The 15,057-nt window shown below is 71.6% G+C and carries 14 protein-coding genes; 8 read left to right on the top strand and 6 right to left on the bottom strand.

Going from position 1 to position 15,057, the window contains the following annotated elements:
- Positions 1–27 precede the first annotated feature (27 nt).
- Positions 28–1,011, bottom strand: a complete 984-nt coding sequence (locus ACZ6W9_RS24440) for a helix-turn-helix transcriptional regulator (protein WP_389957665.1) — start codon at positions 1,009–1,011, stop codon at positions 28–30.
- Between the two features lie 61 nt (positions 1,012–1,072).
- Between ACZ6W9_RS24440 and ACZ6W9_RS24445 the strand changes: the two genes are divergently transcribed.
- Together ACZ6W9_RS24445 and ACZ6W9_RS24450 are read left to right on the top strand one after the other, a co-directional pair.
- Positions 1,073–1,753: a DinB family protein gene (locus tag ACZ6W9_RS24445; RefSeq protein ID WP_389957662.1), complete on the top strand. Its 681-nt coding sequence runs from the start codon at positions 1,073–1,075 to the stop codon at positions 1,751–1,753.
- Positions 1,754–1,831: 78 nt separating this feature from the next.
- The gene (locus ACZ6W9_RS24450; protein WP_389957659.1) at positions 1,832–2,212 is read left to right on the top strand and encodes a VOC family protein; all 381 of its coding nucleotides are present in this window, start codon (positions 1,832–1,834) and stop codon (positions 2,210–2,212) included.
- 102 nt (positions 2,213–2,314) lie between these two features.
- Here the strand turns inward: ACZ6W9_RS24450 and ACZ6W9_RS24455 are convergent, their stop codons facing one another.
- Both ACZ6W9_RS24455 and ACZ6W9_RS24460 read right to left on the bottom strand, forming a co-directional pair.
- Positions 2,315–2,869, bottom strand: a complete 555-nt coding sequence (locus ACZ6W9_RS24455) for a hypothetical protein (protein WP_470119788.1) — start codon at positions 2,867–2,869, stop codon at positions 2,315–2,317.
- Positions 2,870–3,149: 280 nt separating this feature from the next.
- A complete protein-coding gene (locus ACZ6W9_RS24460) occupies positions 3,150–3,782 on the bottom strand; it encodes an IclR family transcriptional regulator (RefSeq protein WP_389957653.1) in 633 nt (210 codons plus the stop codon).
- 264 nt (positions 3,783–4,046) lie between these two features.
- On the opposite strand from ACZ6W9_RS24460, the gene ACZ6W9_RS24465 reads away from it, so the two are divergent.
- The 3 genes from ACZ6W9_RS24465 to ACZ6W9_RS24475 all read left to right on the top strand — a co-directional run bounded on the left by ACZ6W9_RS24465 (position 4,047) and on the right by ACZ6W9_RS24475 (position 8,115).
- Entirely contained in the window at positions 4,047–5,435 is a 1,389-nt protein-coding gene (locus ACZ6W9_RS24465) for a hypothetical protein (protein WP_389957651.1), read from the top strand.
- A 642-nt stretch (positions 5,436–6,077) separates the two neighbouring features.
- Positions 6,078–7,193 carry an FAD-dependent oxidoreductase gene (locus tag ACZ6W9_RS24470; protein WP_470119790.1) on the top strand — a complete coding sequence of 372 codons (1,116 nt, stop codon included), beginning with the start codon at positions 6,078–6,080 and terminating at the stop codon, positions 7,191–7,193.
- 277 nt (positions 7,194–7,470) lie between these two features.
- Positions 7,471–8,115, top strand: a complete 645-nt coding sequence (locus tag ACZ6W9_RS24475; protein WP_389957644.1) for a L,D-transpeptidase family protein — start codon at positions 7,471–7,473, stop codon at positions 8,113–8,115.
- Between the two features lie 225 nt (positions 8,116–8,340).
- Here the strand turns inward: ACZ6W9_RS24475 and ACZ6W9_RS24480 are convergent, their stop codons facing one another.
- A complete protein-coding gene (locus ACZ6W9_RS24480; RefSeq protein WP_362931472.1) occupies positions 8,341–8,541 on the bottom strand; it encodes an EF-hand domain-containing protein in 201 nt (66 codons plus the stop codon).
- A gap of 1,919 nt (positions 8,542–10,460) precedes the next feature.
- Between ACZ6W9_RS24480 and ACZ6W9_RS24485 the strand changes: the two genes are divergently transcribed.
- Positions 10,461–10,610, top strand: coding sequence for a hypothetical protein (locus ACZ6W9_RS24485; RefSeq protein WP_389957639.1), 150 nt, complete (start codon positions 10,461–10,463; stop codon positions 10,608–10,610).
- Between the two features lie 303 nt (positions 10,611–10,913).
- Complete coding sequence (locus tag ACZ6W9_RS24490) at positions 10,914–12,569, top strand: alpha-amylase family protein (RefSeq protein ID WP_389957637.1); 1,656 nt, start codon at positions 10,914–10,916, stop codon at positions 12,567–12,569.
- A 25-nt stretch (positions 12,570–12,594) separates the two neighbouring features.
- Here ACZ6W9_RS24490 and ACZ6W9_RS24495 read toward each other — a convergent pair whose 3' ends face one another.
- On the bottom strand, positions 12,595–13,203 hold the full coding sequence (locus ACZ6W9_RS24495; RefSeq protein WP_389957634.1) for a TetR/AcrR family transcriptional regulator: 609 nt from the start codon (positions 13,201–13,203) through the stop codon (positions 12,595–12,597).
- Between the two features lie 78 nt (positions 13,204–13,281).
- Here ACZ6W9_RS24495 and ACZ6W9_RS24500 point away from each other — a divergent pair, with 78 nt between their 5' ends.
- Positions 13,282–14,016 (top strand): SDR family oxidoreductase, encoded by a 735-nt coding sequence (locus ACZ6W9_RS24500; RefSeq protein WP_389957631.1) that lies wholly within the window; start codon positions 13,282–13,284, stop codon positions 14,014–14,016.
- 24 nt (positions 14,017–14,040) lie between these two features.
- Here the strand turns inward: ACZ6W9_RS24500 and ACZ6W9_RS24505 are convergent, their stop codons facing one another.
- Positions 14,041–14,400 carry an HPF/RaiA family ribosome-associated protein gene (locus ACZ6W9_RS24505; RefSeq protein WP_389957629.1) on the bottom strand — a complete coding sequence of 120 codons (360 nt, stop codon included), beginning with the start codon at positions 14,398–14,400 and terminating at the stop codon, positions 14,041–14,043.
- Positions 14,401–15,057: the final 657 nt, after the last annotated feature.

Genomic DNA, 15,057 nt, shown 5'->3' on the forward strand with positions numbered 1-15,057 from the left:
CGGAAGCCGCCCGTATCGTCATGATCGTCAAGGGTCATCCGGCGGACGGGCCGGGGCGGCGCGGGTGAGGCGGGCGGCCGCGGCGCGGACGCGGTCGGCCAGCTCGGGCGGGTCCAGCACCTCGAAATCGACGCCGATGAGGATCAGGTGGGCGATCATGGCGTCCAGGGAGTCCGATCCGGTGGTCAGGAGGCACGTGCCGTCGGCGAGGTCATCCAGGACGCCGACCGTCGGCGGCACGCGCCCGGCGACGGCGTCCGCCGGGGCGGCGAGCCGTACCCGGGCGGTGAACGCGTAGGGGCCGGTGGACACGGAGGCGGCGACGAACGCGGCGGCGTCGGGAGGGTCACGCGGGACGAAACGGGCGCCCGTCGGCCGCAGCGCGTCCATCCGGTCGACCCGGAAGGTCCGCCAGTCGTCGCGCAGCAGGTCCAGGGCGACGAGATACCAGCGCTGCCCGGCGTGGACGAGCCGGTACGGCTCCACCGTACGGTCACCGGCCGCGCCGGAGGCGTCGCGGTAGGCGAACCGCAGCCGCTCCCGGTCCCGGCAGGCGCCGGCGAGCGTCGACAGCGCCGCGGAGTCCACCGCCGCGGCCCGGCCCGGCAGGTGCACGGTCGCGGCGTGCAGCGCGGTCAGACGACGGCGCAACCGCGCCGGGAGCAGCTGCTCCAGCTTGACCAGCGCCCGTACCGAGGTCTCCTCCAGCCCGGTGACGGCGCCGCCGGCCGCCAGGCGCAGCCCGATCGCCACGGCGACGGCCTCCTCGTCGTCGAGCAGCAGCGGCGGCAGCGTGGCCCCGGCCTCCAGCCGGTATCCGCCCGCCACCCCCGGTGTGGCGCTGACCGGGTAGCCGAGCAGGCGCAGCCGTTCCACGTCGCGCCGGACGGTGCGGCGGGTGACGCCCAGCCGCGCGGCGAGCTCGGCGCCCGGCCAGTCCCGGCGCGACCACAGCAGGGACAGCAGCTTCAGCAGCCTGGCGGAGGTGTCGAGCGCCGGTGTGTGGGACATGGGCCGAGATTGCCAGAGATCGAGGACCGATACGGTCCCCGATCGTTTCTATCGTCCTGCCATGACCCATTCCGGTACGACCACTCATCCCGATACGACCCCGGACTGGAACGACCTGCTCCTCGACCAGCTCGAATGGCACTGGCGTCACCACCTCCGGCCCCGTCTCGACGGTCTGACCGATGAGGAGTACCTCTGGGAGCCGGTCGCCGGCTGCTGGAGCGTACGGCCCCGCGCAGCCGCCGCCGCCCCCGGCGCCACCGGAGGTGCGCGTCCCCACGGTGACGGCGCCGCGGCCGGCGTCGTCGGAAACGTGTCCGGCGCGGTCGGGAACAGGGACTTCACGATCGACCTCGCGATCCCCGAGCCGAGTCCGCCGCCGGTGACGACGATCGCCTGGCGCCTCGCCCACATCATCGTGGGCGTCCTGGGGGCGCGCACCGCCGCGCACTTCGGGGGCCCCGCCGCCGAGTACGCGACCTTCCCCTACGCCGGTACGGCGGGCGAGGCCCTGAGGCAGCTCGACGAGGCGTACGCCGCCTGGGCGGACGGCGTGCGGGCGCTCGGCGCCGAGGGCCTGGCCCGGCCCTGCGGCCCGGCCGAGGGGCCGTTCGCCGACTACCCCATGGCCGCGCTGGTGCTGCACATCAACCGCGAGGTCATCCACCACGGCGCGGAGGCGTTGCTCCTGCGCGACCTCTACCGCCACCGCGACACCTTGGGGGCTCCGGCACCCTCCTGACCCCGAAGAACCGACGACCTCGGAGCGACGACCGGGCGGGGCGGTGGATGGCGGAGCGATCCAGGACAAAGTAGCTTGATGTCAAGATACTTTCAGGGAGTCGTGATGCTGCACCACGTCCAGCTCGCCTGCCCACCGGGGAGCGAGCCCGTCCTGCGGGACTTCTACGAGGGAGTGCTCGGTCTGGCCGAGATCCCCAAGCCTCCCGTCCTGGCCGCGCGGGGCGGCTGCTGGTTCCGCGGGCACGGCATCGAGCTGCATCTCGGCGTCGAGGAGGACTTCCGCCCGGCACGCAAGGCGCACCCCGGCCTGCTGGTCCACGATCTCGACGGGTGGGCCCGGCGTCTGACGGAGGCGGGTCACCCGGTGACCTTCGACGACGACTTCCCGGGGATGCGGCGCTTCTACAGCGAGGATCCCCACGGAAACCGCCTTGAGTTCCTCGAACCGATCGCCTGATCCGGACGGGCCGCCGCACCCGGGCTTCCGCGATGTGGGGCGCGGTAGCGGGTGTGCGGCCCGTTCGGGGCGCGCACCCGCTCGGCCGCGACGGGGCGGGGATCAGGCGGGGAAGTCCTTGGGGCTGATGTGCCTCGCGCGGGCGTTGCCGCCCCTGACCGGGTTGAGGGTCAGGGTCCAGCTGGTCGCGCTGGTCGAGGTCGTGGTGAACTTCAGCCGGCTGTCGAAGCGCTGGTAGGAGGCGCCCCGGGTGAACCTGCCCTTGGAGACGCTGAACCGGTAGCCGGTCGTGAAGTAGACCCGGTAGGTGCCGTCCTCGACCACGCTGGTCTTCGCGGTGGACCTGGCGCGGACGTAGAGGCTGATCGCCTTGGTCCTGCCGCGGACGAGGGTGACGACCCCGTCCCGCGTGGTGCCGTTCTTGATCTTCAGGACGCCCCGGCCGTCGCTGAGGCGGGCGTAGAGGAGCTTGCCGTTGGACGGCCGGGCCGTCGCGCCGGTGGGCACGAGCGCGGACACGGCGGACGCGGCGGGGAGGGTGGCGATCGCGGGGGTCGCGGGGACCGGCGTGGCGGCGGCGGTGGCCGCGGTGGTGACGGAACCGGCCAGCAGGACGGAGGCGAGAACCGCTCCGGCGAGGGGACGAGATCGGATCATTGCGACAATATGACAAATCTTCTTTATCCGGTCAATGGAATTGCGGGATAATAACATGTTCCTATAAGCCGTCTGGCCCGTGTCTTTTGCTGCGGTGAACGGCTTTCCGTGCGGAGAATTCTTGGCGGAAAGGGCATTCACCCTGGGGATCACCGTCCCCTGGGAAGGATCCGGGGGATCGGCCGACAGGTCAGCGGGCCCCGTGTGGGTCTCACTGATCTCACGGATCCCACGGATTCCGCCGGCCCGCCACGTTCCGACATGCGTCCCGCCGCGTTTCTCAGGCGAGGGTGCGGCCCAGTTCGGCGGCCGCGGCGGCGACACGGGGGCCGACGGCCTCCGGATCGAGCGGAGTGAAGGCGACGACCCCGACGGACGCCTCCAGCCAGGGCAGACCGGTGACGGGCGCCGCCACGCCGCGGGCACCCTCCTGGAGCTGTCCCTCGGTGACGACATAGCCGGTACGGCCCTGCCGCAGGGCGAGGATGGCGTGCCCGGCCGCGCCCCGGCTGAGCGGGTGGCGGGATCCCTCGCGGTAGGCGACGTGCATGTCGGTCCAGGAGGGCTCCACCACCGCCACCGCGAGGCCGTCGTCCCCCTCGGCCACGGTCAGGTGCGCCGTCGCGCCCACCTCCTCGGCGAGTCCGCGCAGCGTCGGCAGCGCGCCCTCGCGGAGCAGCGGCTGTACGGCCCGCGCCAGCACGAGCACGCCGAACCCCAGGTGGACCCGGCCGTCACCGCCCCGGCGGACGAAACCCTCGTTCTGGAGCGTGGTGAGCAGGCGGTAGACCACCGGGCGGCTCAGCTCCAGCTCGGCCGCCAGTTCGGTGGGGGTGCGGCCGCGCCGGCCGTCGGCCAGCAGGCGGAGCAGCCGGAGCCCGCGCTCCAGGGTCTGCGAGGACTCGGCCGCCATCAGCGGGCCCGCCGTACGGAGATCATGCTTCGATTATCGGTACCCCGTCGCCGGGCGGCGGGCGCGGGGCGAGGCGGTGCGGCGGGAGAACGGCCCGAACCGGCCGGACGGCCCGGACGGTTCAGCGGTGCGGGACGGGTTCGGTGGGGTGCGGGGGGACCTGGGGGAACTCTATGAGTTCCTGACAAAGCCTGTTGAGACAAGGATGATCCGGATAGAGTGCCAAACGATCGTTTTGACCGGCTTTACCCGGGAGCTTAAAGAATGCGACTCACTCTGCGGCGAACCCTGGCCGTCGGCGCCGTGCTCACGGTCATCGGGGCGGTGACCCCCGCGGTCGCCGCCTACTCCCAGGACGATCCCCGGAGCTGCAACGATCTGATGAGCGCCGACGCCCCGGCGTACGTGGTGTGCCACTGGCTGGCCAAGCCGGACGAGGCCCTCGACGTCGCGAGGTTCTGGATGAACAACGACAACGCCAACCTCAAGGACGCCACCCCGCTGCAGGGCAAGTTCATCGACTGCTCGGCCCCCGGCAACTACTGCGCGGAGCTCCAGGGAGACGGCGCGGTCGGCGACGACGGCTCCCCCCTTCCCGAGGACGCCGAGGACGGCGGGGCCCCCGAGTGCGAGAGCGGCCAGCAGTGCTCGACCGACGGGCACGGGATCGGCGGTGACGGCAGCGTGACCGGCCCCGACGACGGCAGCTTCACCGGCCCCGGCGGCACCGGCGCGAAGACGACGGCCGCCACCCCGGCGACCACCCAGGGCGCCCAGGGCACCCAGCCCGCCGTGCAGGCTCCCACCGCCCAGGAGGTGACCGCGGCCGCGCAGACCCCCACCGGTCAGGCGGTGACCGCCGCCCGGGGCGGCGGGCTGCGCGTCTGGCTCGACACCGAGCTGGCCGACGACTGGAAGGCGGGCCCGGCGAACTTCGCCGCGGCCGTCAAGCGCGTCGCGGCGCTGGCCGCGCGGCCCGAGGTGACCGGGATCCGCTTCACCTCGCAGCTCGGCTACAACAAGACGTTCGCGACGGACGCCGAGGTCAGCGCCTTCGTCACCGGCGCGTCGGCCGCGCTGCGCCAGGCGGCCCCGGGCAAGCGGCTGGGCGTTCACACGGTCGTCCCCGAGCTCGCCTGCGGCGCCGACGCCGCCTGCAAGACCGAGATGACCAAGCGGTACCCGCTGCTCGCCCCCGAGAAGGTCGAGGGCTACGTGAACGCGGCGCGGATCGACCAGATCTCCCTGGACACCGGCCTGCTGTACGGCGGCTACCAGACCTGGAAGATCGACGCCGCGCAGGCGCACCGCAACCAGTGGATCCAGGTCCGCGCCCGCGCCTGGGACGTCCTGACCCAGGTGGCCGCGGAGGAGACCGGCCTCGTCGGCCAGGTCGCTCCCGAGCAGGTCGCGACGCGGGTGTCCGCGCCGGTCAAGGACGGCGCCGCCCAGCAGGTGAACCTCTGGACCCGCGTCCGGACCGCCCAGGGCGCGGTGAACCGGCTGACCGCCTGGGACGAGCTGAAGAAGCTCGGCCCGATCCAGCGCCGCATCGCGGCCGTCTACGACCCGGCCACGCCCGAGACCGACGCGGCCGGGGACCTGAAGAAGCTCGCCGAGGTCGTCAGCCAGGTGTATCTCACCACCGCCTGACGACCACCCGGTCACCGTCCGGGCGCCGTTCCGGTGGACCCCCGGACGGCTGATCCGGACGATGGGTCGGCGGTCGATCCACGACCGATCCGCGACCGATCAGAGAAAGATCCGCGACGCCTCGCCGGTTCTCCGGCGGGGCGTCCGTCATGCGGGGCCCAAACCCCTCCTTGCCATCATGTTCCCGCACAAGCGAGACCCGTCCGGCCGCCTCCGTCCATCGCCCCCACCGGGGGCGAATAGGCGAGCCTGCCGAGCAACACAGGCAATCTCCCCCCTTGCGCCCGGGTCGGGCGCGGGTCATTCCTGCGGCCGGGCCAAAAAAGCGTCAACCTTCCGCCGGGCCGATCGGCGCGATCGGCCCGTGGAGGTCGGAACGGGGTCGACCGGCCGTCATCGGAGCATTCGGCGGCCGCCGGGGCTACCCGCGTCCGGTCCAGGAGATCTCCCTGATCGTTCATCATTCGTCCTGGTTCCGTGGTCGTTCGCGGGATTTCCCGGGCACGCCGACGCTCCGGGGGGCGTCGGCGCCCGGATCTACCCTTGGAGTCGTTTGAGTGCTACGGCGGGGCGGCCATTTCACGGCCGGCCGTGCCGAGATACCGGTCGATCCGGGTGAATTCAGGAAGAAGGCGTTCCCAGGTGCGCGCGAATTCGGAGAGAATACTCGTTGTCGGGGCCGGTGTAAGCGGATTGACGACCGCCCTGTGTCTGGCCAGAGAGGGTTTCCGGGTCACCGTCGTCGCGGACAGATTCGCGCCCGACATCGTGTCGGTCGTCGCGGGGGCTTTGTGGGAGTGGCCGCCGGCGGTGTGCGGTTACCATCACGACGAGATATCGCTCGCCCGGTCCAAGGACTGGTGCGTCACCTCGTACCGGATGTTCGACGAGATGGCCCGTGCCAAGGTGCCGGGAGTGGCCATGCGAAGGTCCAATTTCTATTTCCGGCACCGTGTCGAGGAGAACCCGCATGATCTGCACAAGATGCGGGAGCTCGCCGGGAAGGTCCGCGGTTTCCTCCGCGACCCGGCGCTCGCCGGGCGCAACGGCGTGAGCCCCGGCTACGGCGTGGTCGACGCCTACTCCCACCTGGCACCCGTGATCGACACCGACCAGTACATGGCGTGGCTGATGCGCGAGGTCGTCCGTCACGGCGTACGGGTGGCGCGGCACCGCGTCGATGGCCCGCTGGCGGCCCGGCAGGCCGAGCTGTGCGAGCGGTTCGGCGCCGGACTGGTCGTCTGCTGCGCGGGTCTCGGCACCGCCGAGCTGCGTGGCGTCCCCATGTACCCGCTGCGCGGCGCGCTCGTCCGGGTCCGCAACGGGGGCCTGCGCGGTCCCCGGATCGAGGAGGCCCACTGCGTCTCCCACGACGAGCGCCACGACGAGCAGGACATCGTCTTCATCGTTCCGCGTAACCAGGATCTCCTCGTTCTCGGCGGGCTGGCGGAAAAAGACGAGTGGGACACCGGAATCGATCTGGAGAACCACGCCCCCATCCGTGAGATGTACGAGCGGTGCCTCGCGTTCATGCCCGCGCTGCGCCGCGCCAGGATCGATCCCGACGAGCCGGTTCGGGTCGGACTGCGCCCGTTCCGCGGCGAGAACGTCTGCCTGGAATGGGACGAGGAAGACCAGGTCGTTTACAACTTCGCGCACGGCGGCGCCGGATTCAGCTTTTCCTGGGGATGTGCCCGGGAGGCCGTCGGACTGGTGCGCATGGCCGTGGAGGAGCGGCGGTACTCGCGCTCCTTCTGAGCGTTCTCCCCCTTAGCGTGGATGGGCGTGGAAAATGCGAAAGACCATCAACTGTCTGCTGACGGTGAATGCGACTCTCCTGCTGACGGCGGTCCTGCCGTTCCGGCTCGCACCCGGCGACGTCGCGACGGCGCGTCCTCCGGTGCCCGGGAGCTCCGCGGGGCCCCCGGGTCCCGCGAGCACCACGGGTTCACCGGTCGCCCCGGGCGCCCTGGCGGCCCCGCCGGGACGGCCGGTGAATCCGGGGCGACCGCCCTCCGGCCGCGGGCGCGCCGCCGTGAGGCTCCCGGTCCTGCGGTTCGGGGCGGAGGGGACGATCGTCCTCGCGGTCCAGCGGAGGCTGAGCCGGCTGGGGTTCGCCGCGGGGCCGCCCGGCTCCACGTACGGCCCCGCCATGCGCGCGGCCGTGTGGGCCTTCCAGAAGGCGAACGGGCTGCCCCCGGTCGACGAGGTGGACGGCCCCACCTGGCGCGCGCTCGCCCACCCCGCACGGATCAGGCCGCTGGTGCCGTCCGGCGGTCCCACGCGGGTGGAGATCGACCTGCGCCGCCAGTTGCTGACCGTATGGCGGAACGGCAGGCCCGAGCTGGTCACCCACATCTCCACCGGCAACGGCGAGCACTACTGCGAGAAGGGCCACTGTGGGGTGGCGGTCACGCCGACCGGCGACTTCCGCGCCTGGCTGCGAACGCCCGGGTGGACCAGCGGGCCGCTGGGCGACCAGTTCTACACGGTCTACTTCAACGGCCAGATCGGCTTCCACGGTTCCGAGAAGGTGCCCCGGCACCCGGCGTCGCACGGATGCATCCGCGTTCCACTCCACAACGCCAGGCCGATCTACGACATGATCCGGCCCGGGGACCCCGTCTACGTCCGCAGGCCCGAGCTCGCGCGTGAACGGCCGAAAAGCGGGCGCACCTGAAAACGGCTGATGGAAATTTCCGAGAAAGAGATGAAACGGGCGTGCCGCCGCCGACGGACGGTGACTCCGGCAGGTGTCACGGCCCGGAGGGCCGGGAATGGACCTGACCTGCGTCCGGTCCGTGGCTGGCCCGTCGTGGCCTGCAAGGGGGATCCACGGGCCGGGCGCTCATCCGCGCCCGGCACGGCCGGTGGAGAGCGGGGTGGGACGGCGCGTCCGCCCGCCCTACCGGAGGTATCCGGCGAACTCCTCAAGCGAGATGCGTCCGTCGCCGTCCTGGTCGAGTTTGGCGATGGCGGCACGGGCCGCCTCGGGGGTGACCGGCTGGCCGAGCACCTCCATGAGGCGGGTGAACTCCTCAACCGAGATCAGGCCGTCGCCGTCGACGTCGATGATCTTAAAAGTCGTCGCGTAGTCGTCCGTCATGGGCGCGTCCGCCTTTCGGTAGCGGGGGATCGGGCGTCAAGCACATTAGCGGGCGGCCGCGGCTCTGGGGAGAGCGCGGTCCCCGGTCCACTCCCCGGAGGATCCGCCGGAAAACCCACCGGAAGCCTCTGGGAGAAGCCTCCGGGGGGACTTCCCCCGGAGAGCCTCGGGAGAGTCCCTCGGGGCCCCGCCGAGAGGCCCTCCCGCCGGGGACGCCGGTGCTCCCCCTGCTTCTCCGGTTACCTTTCACTTTGGAATGATGTACGGCTTTCCGCCTTTTTAGCTGCTTCATCGATGTTGTCGGCATCGAGCGTGATAAGGCATTTGGCGGTGCTGTTGGGATGTTAAGGACATCTGCTTTTATTCGACGTTTTGTGGGGGTGATGGGTAAAGAAACGCGCTCTCCTCGTCAGGTGCGTCAAACGATTCCGGGGGGCACTGTTTCCTGATTCCCCGCCATGATTCAAAAGTGCCCGTACCGGGTTTTTTGCGAGCGTGGGAAGAGTAGAGAAGACGTCGTGGCTACCCTTATGAAAAGCGTCCTGGCGAGCGGTGCACTCGCCGGGGCCGTCCTCACTCAGGCGTCCGCTCCGGCGTTCGCCGACACCACAGCACCCAGGCAGGTGCCGAAGCAGGTGCAGAGCAGCAAGGCGGATCCTGACCCCTTCTGCGGCGACAGCCCGCTCATGGTGACCTTCCACACGTTCTGTATTCCGTCGGGGGGAACGGCGGTGCCTCTTCCCGCCCCCACCCCACCGACGGTCGCTCCCACTCCGCCCGTGGCGGCAGGCAACTACATCCTGCTGTGCAGGTGGCTTCGCCTTCCCGAATCGCTCTGTGCCGTTCCCCCCGGTCCTCCCGGACCCCAGGGCCCGGCCGGTCCGCAGGGCCCGCCCGGACCGGTGGGGCCGCAGGGCCCGGTCGGTGCGCAGGGTGACACCGGTCTGCAGGGTCCGGCGGGCCCGCAGGGTCCGGCCGGCCCGGTCGGCCCGGCGGGTGCGGTCGGTCCGCAGGGCGGCGTCGGTCCGCAGGGTCCGGCCGGTCCGCAGGGTCCGGAAGGCCCGCAGGGTGCGCAGGGCGAGCCCGGACCGGAGGGTCTGCCCGGACTTCCGGGTCCGCAGGGCGAGCCCGGTCTCCCCGGCCCGGCCGGCCCCGCCGGCCCCGAGGGCCCGATGGGTCCGATGGGCATGACGGGTCCGCAGGGTGAGCCCGGTCTGCCCGGTGCGCCGGGTGAGCCCGGTCCGGCTGGTCCGCAGGGTCCGGAGGGCCCGGTTGGTCCGGCTGGTCCGCAGGGTCTGCCCGGTGATGTCGGTCCGGCGGGTCCGCAGGGTCCGGCGGGTGACACGGGTCCGGCCGGTCCGCAGGGTCCGGAGGGCCCGATGGGTCCGATGGGTATGACGGGTCCGCAGGGTGAGCCCGGTCTGCCGGGTGCGCCGGGTGAGCCCGGTCCGGCGGGTCCGCAGGGTCCGGCGGGTGACACCGGTCCGGCCGGCCCGCAGGGTGAGCCCGGTCTGCCCGGTGCTCCGGGTGAGCCCGGTCCCGCCGGTCCGCAGGGTCCGGAAGGCCCGATGGGTCCGATGGGCATGACGGGTCCGCAGGGTGAGCCCGGTCTGCCCGGCCCGCAGGGTGAGCCTGGCCCGGCCGGTCCGCAGGGTCCGGAAGGCCCGCAGGGGCTGCCGGGTCTGCCCGGTGAGCCCGGTCCCGCCGGTCCGCAGGGACCGATCGGCCCCCAGGGCGACATCGGCCCGATCGGTCCGCAGGGTCCGGTCGGCCCCCAGGGCGACATCGGTCCGGAAGGTCCCCAGGGTCCGCCCGGACCCGAGGGTCCGCAGGGTCCGCCCGGACCCGAGGGTCCGCAGGGCCCGCCCGGGCCCGCCGGAACGCCCGGTGTGTCCGGTCCGCAGGGACCTGGGGGGCGCGTGACCGTGGTCTACCCGCCCAAGCAGGTCGTCTATCCGAGGCCGCTGGTGTACACCCGGCCGGTGATCTACACCCGTCCCGTCGTAGGGGTCGTCCGTGCCTACCCGATCGGCGCGGTCTGCACCACCACGATCGTCCCGCTGTGCTGATCCCGCCGTCCTGAGCGGGATCATCCCGGTCCGCCGGTCGTGAGAGACGCCGGAGGGCCCCGCGAAGGGCCCTCCGGCCGACGGGTCGCACATGTGACCGGCGCTTCGGCGGAGCGGGCGGGTACCGGACGAACAGGAAGGCGCGGGCTTCACGGCCCGCGCCTTTCCCGTGCGGACCCGGGTCCCCGGCTTTCCCGTGCGGGGCCGTACCCCGTGGCCGGCGCCCTCCGGGCGGGACCGTGCTCCGCGGTCCCGCGCTTCCCTCATGAAAGGGCCAAGCGAGGGTAGTGCGGATGCATGCGAATGACCTACACAGCCGACCTCTGGTGGAAGAACGCCGTCGTCTACTGCCTTGACGTCGAGACCTACAAGGACGGCAACGGTGACGGCATCGGCGATTTCCGGGGGCTCGCCCAGGAGGTCGACCATCTCTCCCGGCTCGGGGTGACCTGCATCTGGCTGATGCCGTTCTACCCGACCGAGGACCGCGACGACGGCTACGACATCACCGACTTCTACTCGGTGGACCCCCGGCTCGGCACCCTGGGCGACTTCGTGGAGTTCATGCGCACGGCCAGGGACCGGGGGATCCGGGTGATCGCCGACCTGGTGGTCAACCACACATCCGACCAGCACCCCTGGTTCAAGGAGGCCCGCTCCAGCCGCGACTCGGCCAAGCGGGACTGGTACATCTGGCGTGACGAGCCCCAGGAGTTCGATCCCAAGGCGATCGTCTTCCCCGACAAGGAGGACAGCCTCTGGGAGCTCGACAAGAAGACCGGGCAGTACTACTACCACAGCTTCTACCGCTTCCAGCCCGACCTGAACACCGCCAACCCCGAGGTGCGCGACGAGATCGCCCGCATCCTCGGCTTCTGGATGGAGCTGGGGCTGTCCGGGTTCCGGGTGGACGCGGTGCCGTTCCTGATCGAGGACATCTCCGGCGACCCGCACGAGTTCCTCGCCGACCTGCGGGCGTTCATGAACCGCCGCGACGGCACCTCGATCCTGCTCGGCGAGGTGAACCTGCCCTACCCCGACCTGATGAGGTACTTCGGCGACGGCAACGGCGACGAGGTCACCATGTGCTTCGACTTCATCGCCATGCAGCGGTTCCACCTGTCGATGGCCCGCCAGGACCCCCGGGCGCTGGCGGCCGCCCTGCGCGAGCGGCCCAAGGAACCGGACGACTCCCAGTGGGCCATGTTCGTCCGCAACCACGACGAGCTGACCCTGGACAAGCTCACCGAGGCCGAGAAACAGGAGGTCTTCGACGCCTTCGGCCCCACGAAGGACATGCAGGTGTACGACCGGGGGCTCCGCCGCCGCCTGCCGCCGATGCTCGACGGGGACCCGCGCCGGCTCAAGCTGGCCTACAGCGTGCTGTTCTCCCTGCCGGGCACTCCGGTGCTCTTCTACGGCGAGGAGATCGGTCTCGGCGAGAACCTGAAGGGCGAGGGCCGGATGGCCGTCCGGATCCCGATGCAGTGGTCTCCCTCCGGCGGCTTCTCACCCGACCCGAAGGTCTCGGTCCCCTCGCCCACCGGGAAGTTCGGCCCGCGGAACGTCAATGTGAGCGACCAGCGCCGCGACCCCGACTCGCTGCTCAGGTGGATCATGTTGCTGATCGAGCGCTACCGGGAGTGCCCCGAGCTGGCCTGGGGCGACTACGAGGTGCTGGACACCGGGGACGACGCCGCCGTGCTGGCCCACCGGGCCGACGCCGAGGGCGGAGCCGTGATCGCGGTGCACAACTTCGCGGGCCGCGAGGCGAACGTGGAGCTCGTCCTGGAGGGTCTCGACCACTGCGACACGCTCGTCGACCTGCTGGTGGACGGCACGCACGACCTCCCCAAGAGCGGCAAGCTCGCGTTCACGCTGGAGCCGTACGGCACGCGCTGGCTCCGCGCCACTCCGCGCGACGCGGCGCCGGAGGACAGTTCGGCCAAGAACCGGTGACCCCGGCCCGGACGCCCGCCTGGGATCACCGGGCGTCCGGGTCACGGCCTTCCGGGGGCCAGGCGAGCATGGCGAGGTCGGCGACGCGTTCCAGCTCCTCGCGGCCGGCGCCGTCGCGGGCCTGGGTGGACATGCCCTGGAGGACGCCGGCGTAGAAGGTCGTCAGCGCGCCGACGTCGGTGTCCGCCGGGAGCCGGCCCGCCGCGACGTCCCCGGCGATTCGCTCGGCGATCGCCGCCTTGCCCGCCTCCCTGAGGCGGCGCATGTCCCCCTCCACCTCCGCCGACCCCGGCCCGCAGTTGACCGCCGCGCTGATCACCAGGCAGCCGGGCGGGTGGGACGGGTCGGTGTACTCCGCGGCGGCCGTGCGGAGGAACCGGGCGATCGCGGCCCGGCCGGTCGCCTCCTCGCGCAGCGCCCGCGACGTGAAGGCGCCGTGGGTGCGCTGGTAGCGCTCGACCACCTCGTCGAACAGCCGCCGCTTGTCGCCGAAGGCGGCGTACAGGCTGGGCGGGCGGATGCCCATGGCCGCGGTGAGCGAGGCGATCGAGGTCGCCTCGTAGCCGTGCCGCCAGAACTCCAGCAGCGCGCTCTCCAGCGCCGCGTCCCGGTCGAACTCGCGTTGCCTTCCCATGCCCCAAGTGTAGCGACCGTTAAAGAATCGTGTTACGGTTCTTTCTGTATCGAGCGCTACAGAAACGAGGAGGGCGACATGAGGACAGCTCTGGTGACGGGTGCGAGCCGGGGGATCGGCCGGGCGATCGCGCTGCGGCTGGGACGGGACGGCGTGCGGGTGGCCGTCCACTACGCCAGGGACGAGGCGGCGGCGAAGGAGACGGTCGCGGACATCACCGGGGCCGGGGGCCGGGCCTTCGCCGTACGGGCCGAGCTGGGCGTGCCCGGCGACGTGGACACGCTCTTCGCCGCGCTGGAACCGGAGATCGACGGGCTGGACATCCTGGTCAACAACGCCGGGATCAACGCCTCGGTCCCGATCGAGGAGCTCACGCCCGAGCTGTACGACAGGGTCTACGCGGTGAACGTCAAGGCGCCGCTCTTCATCGTCCAGCGGGCGCTCCCGCTCATGCGGGACGGCGGGCGCATCGTCAACATCACCTCGGGGGTGGTCAGGATCGCCTTCCCCGGGACCATCGCCTACTCCGGGACCAAGGCGGCGATCGAGGTGATGGGCCAGGCCCTCGCCAAGCAGCTCGGGCCGCGCGGGATCACGGTGAACTCGGTCGCCCCCGGGTTCGTCGACACCGACATCAACGCCGACTGGCTGCGCGGCGACCCCGAGGCCGAGGCGTTCGCGGCGAGCCACGCCGCCCTGGGCCGGGTCGGCACGCCCGAGGACGTCGCCGACGTGGTGGCCTTCGTCGCCTCCGACGACGCCCGCTGGGTCACCGGCTCCACCCTCGACGCCACCGGCGGCTCCGGCCTCTGACCGGAGCCGGCTCCATCGGCGGCGTCAGGGGCGGCGCTGCTGGTGACGGGGGTCGCGCTTGGTCTTGAGCTTGTCGAGCTGCTGGATGAGGTCGTCGCGGACCTCGTTCAGCGCCGAGGTCATGTCCTCCTCGCCCGAGGTGGCCACCAGCGGGTCGGTGCCCGCCAGCCGGCACTCGAGGGTGACCTTCTGCTCGGCCCGGTCGCGGTTCTTGACGTTCAGCAGCAGATCCACCGAGCCGAGGGGATGGGAGCGCAGCCGCTTCTCCAGCGGGGTGAACCGTTCCACGATGCCGGGACGCTCGTCGTCGGCGAAGCCCGTGCCGAGATAGAGCCGCTCATCGACGATGTTCACCTGCTCCTCGCCCGCGCTCTTCATCGTCATGGATCCTCCTACCAGCTCGGTGTCTTCTCGTCATGTGGTCCGGCGGCCGAGGGGCCGTTCCCGGCGCCGCGCCGTGCGTCGCCGCGGTCCCGGCCCTTCCCGTTTTCCGCATCGGACCCCGTCGTCCCGGCCGGGCCGCACCCTGCCGCCGACGGTTGTGCTGGCCGTACCCGGCCGTCGGCGGACTATGCGGGGCGTCCCCGGGGGCCGGGCCGGTCCGGGTCCGGTACGGCGTCGTCCTGACGGGCGAATATGCTTCGCATGACCGGAACCAGGCATTGAGCAGAACCTAAAAGGAGAAATCAGCCGTGTACAAGGAGTTCGCAGTCGAAGCCGTGGTGTGGCTGATCCCCGTCATCGTGCTGCTCGGCCTGGCATTCATGATCACTGCTTGATCCGGGCGCGGGCACGGGCCCGGTGGGGGCGACGGCCCCCGAACGCCCGCCGGACGCCGGTCACCTCCCGCCGGGGAACACCGGATCGGCGACCGTGGAGGGGGAGGGATCGCGAACCTCCAGGTCGCCCGTGCATCGCGGGACGTCTCCGCCGGGAACTCCATCGGGAACGGGGCCGGGCGACACCGGGCGGTGACCTGCGCGTTGCCGAATTGATCTTTTTCAGGGAAAAATCCTGAAATAAGGGAAAGAGCATTGTCAC

The organism is Streptosporangium sp. NPDC053982 (assembly GCF_055585205.1).

Excerpts from the sequence above, each read along its gene's own strand:
- ACZ6W9_RS24440 (WP_389957665.1), bottom strand. The coding sequence starts at position 1,011 with ATGTCCCACACACCGGCGCTCGACACCTCCGCCAGGCTGCTGAAGCTG.
- ACZ6W9_RS24445 (WP_389957662.1), top strand. The coding sequence starts at position 1,073 with ATGACCCATTCCGGTACGACCACTCATCCCGATACGACCCCGGACTGG.
- ACZ6W9_RS24450 (WP_389957659.1), top strand. The coding sequence starts at position 1,832 with ATGTCAAGATACTTTCAGGGAGTCGTGATGCTGCACCACGTCCAGCTC.
- ACZ6W9_RS24455 (WP_470119788.1), bottom strand. The coding sequence starts at position 2,869 with ATGATCCGATCTCGTCCCCTCGCCGGAGCGGTTCTCGCCTCCGTCCTG.
- ACZ6W9_RS24460 (WP_389957653.1), bottom strand. The coding sequence starts at position 3,782 with ATGGCGGCCGAGTCCTCGCAGACCCTGGAGCGCGGGCTCCGGCTGCTC.
- ACZ6W9_RS24465 (WP_389957651.1), top strand. The coding sequence starts at position 4,047 with ATGCGACTCACTCTGCGGCGAACCCTGGCCGTCGGCGCCGTGCTCACG.
- ACZ6W9_RS24480 (WP_362931472.1), bottom strand. The coding sequence starts at position 8,541 with ATGACGGACGACTACGCGACGACTTTTAAGATCATCGACGTCGACGGC.
- ACZ6W9_RS24490 (WP_389957637.1), top strand. The coding sequence starts at position 10,914 with ATGACCTACACAGCCGACCTCTGGTGGAAGAACGCCGTCGTCTACTGC.
- ACZ6W9_RS24495 (WP_389957634.1), bottom strand. The coding sequence starts at position 13,203 with ATGGGAAGGCAACGCGAGTTCGACCGGGACGCGGCGCTGGAGAGCGCG.
- ACZ6W9_RS24500 (WP_389957631.1), top strand. The coding sequence starts at position 13,282 with ATGAGGACAGCTCTGGTGACGGGTGCGAGCCGGGGGATCGGCCGGGCG.
- ACZ6W9_RS24505 (WP_389957629.1), bottom strand. The coding sequence starts at position 14,400 with ATGACGATGAAGAGCGCGGGCGAGGAGCAGGTGAACATCGTCGATGAG.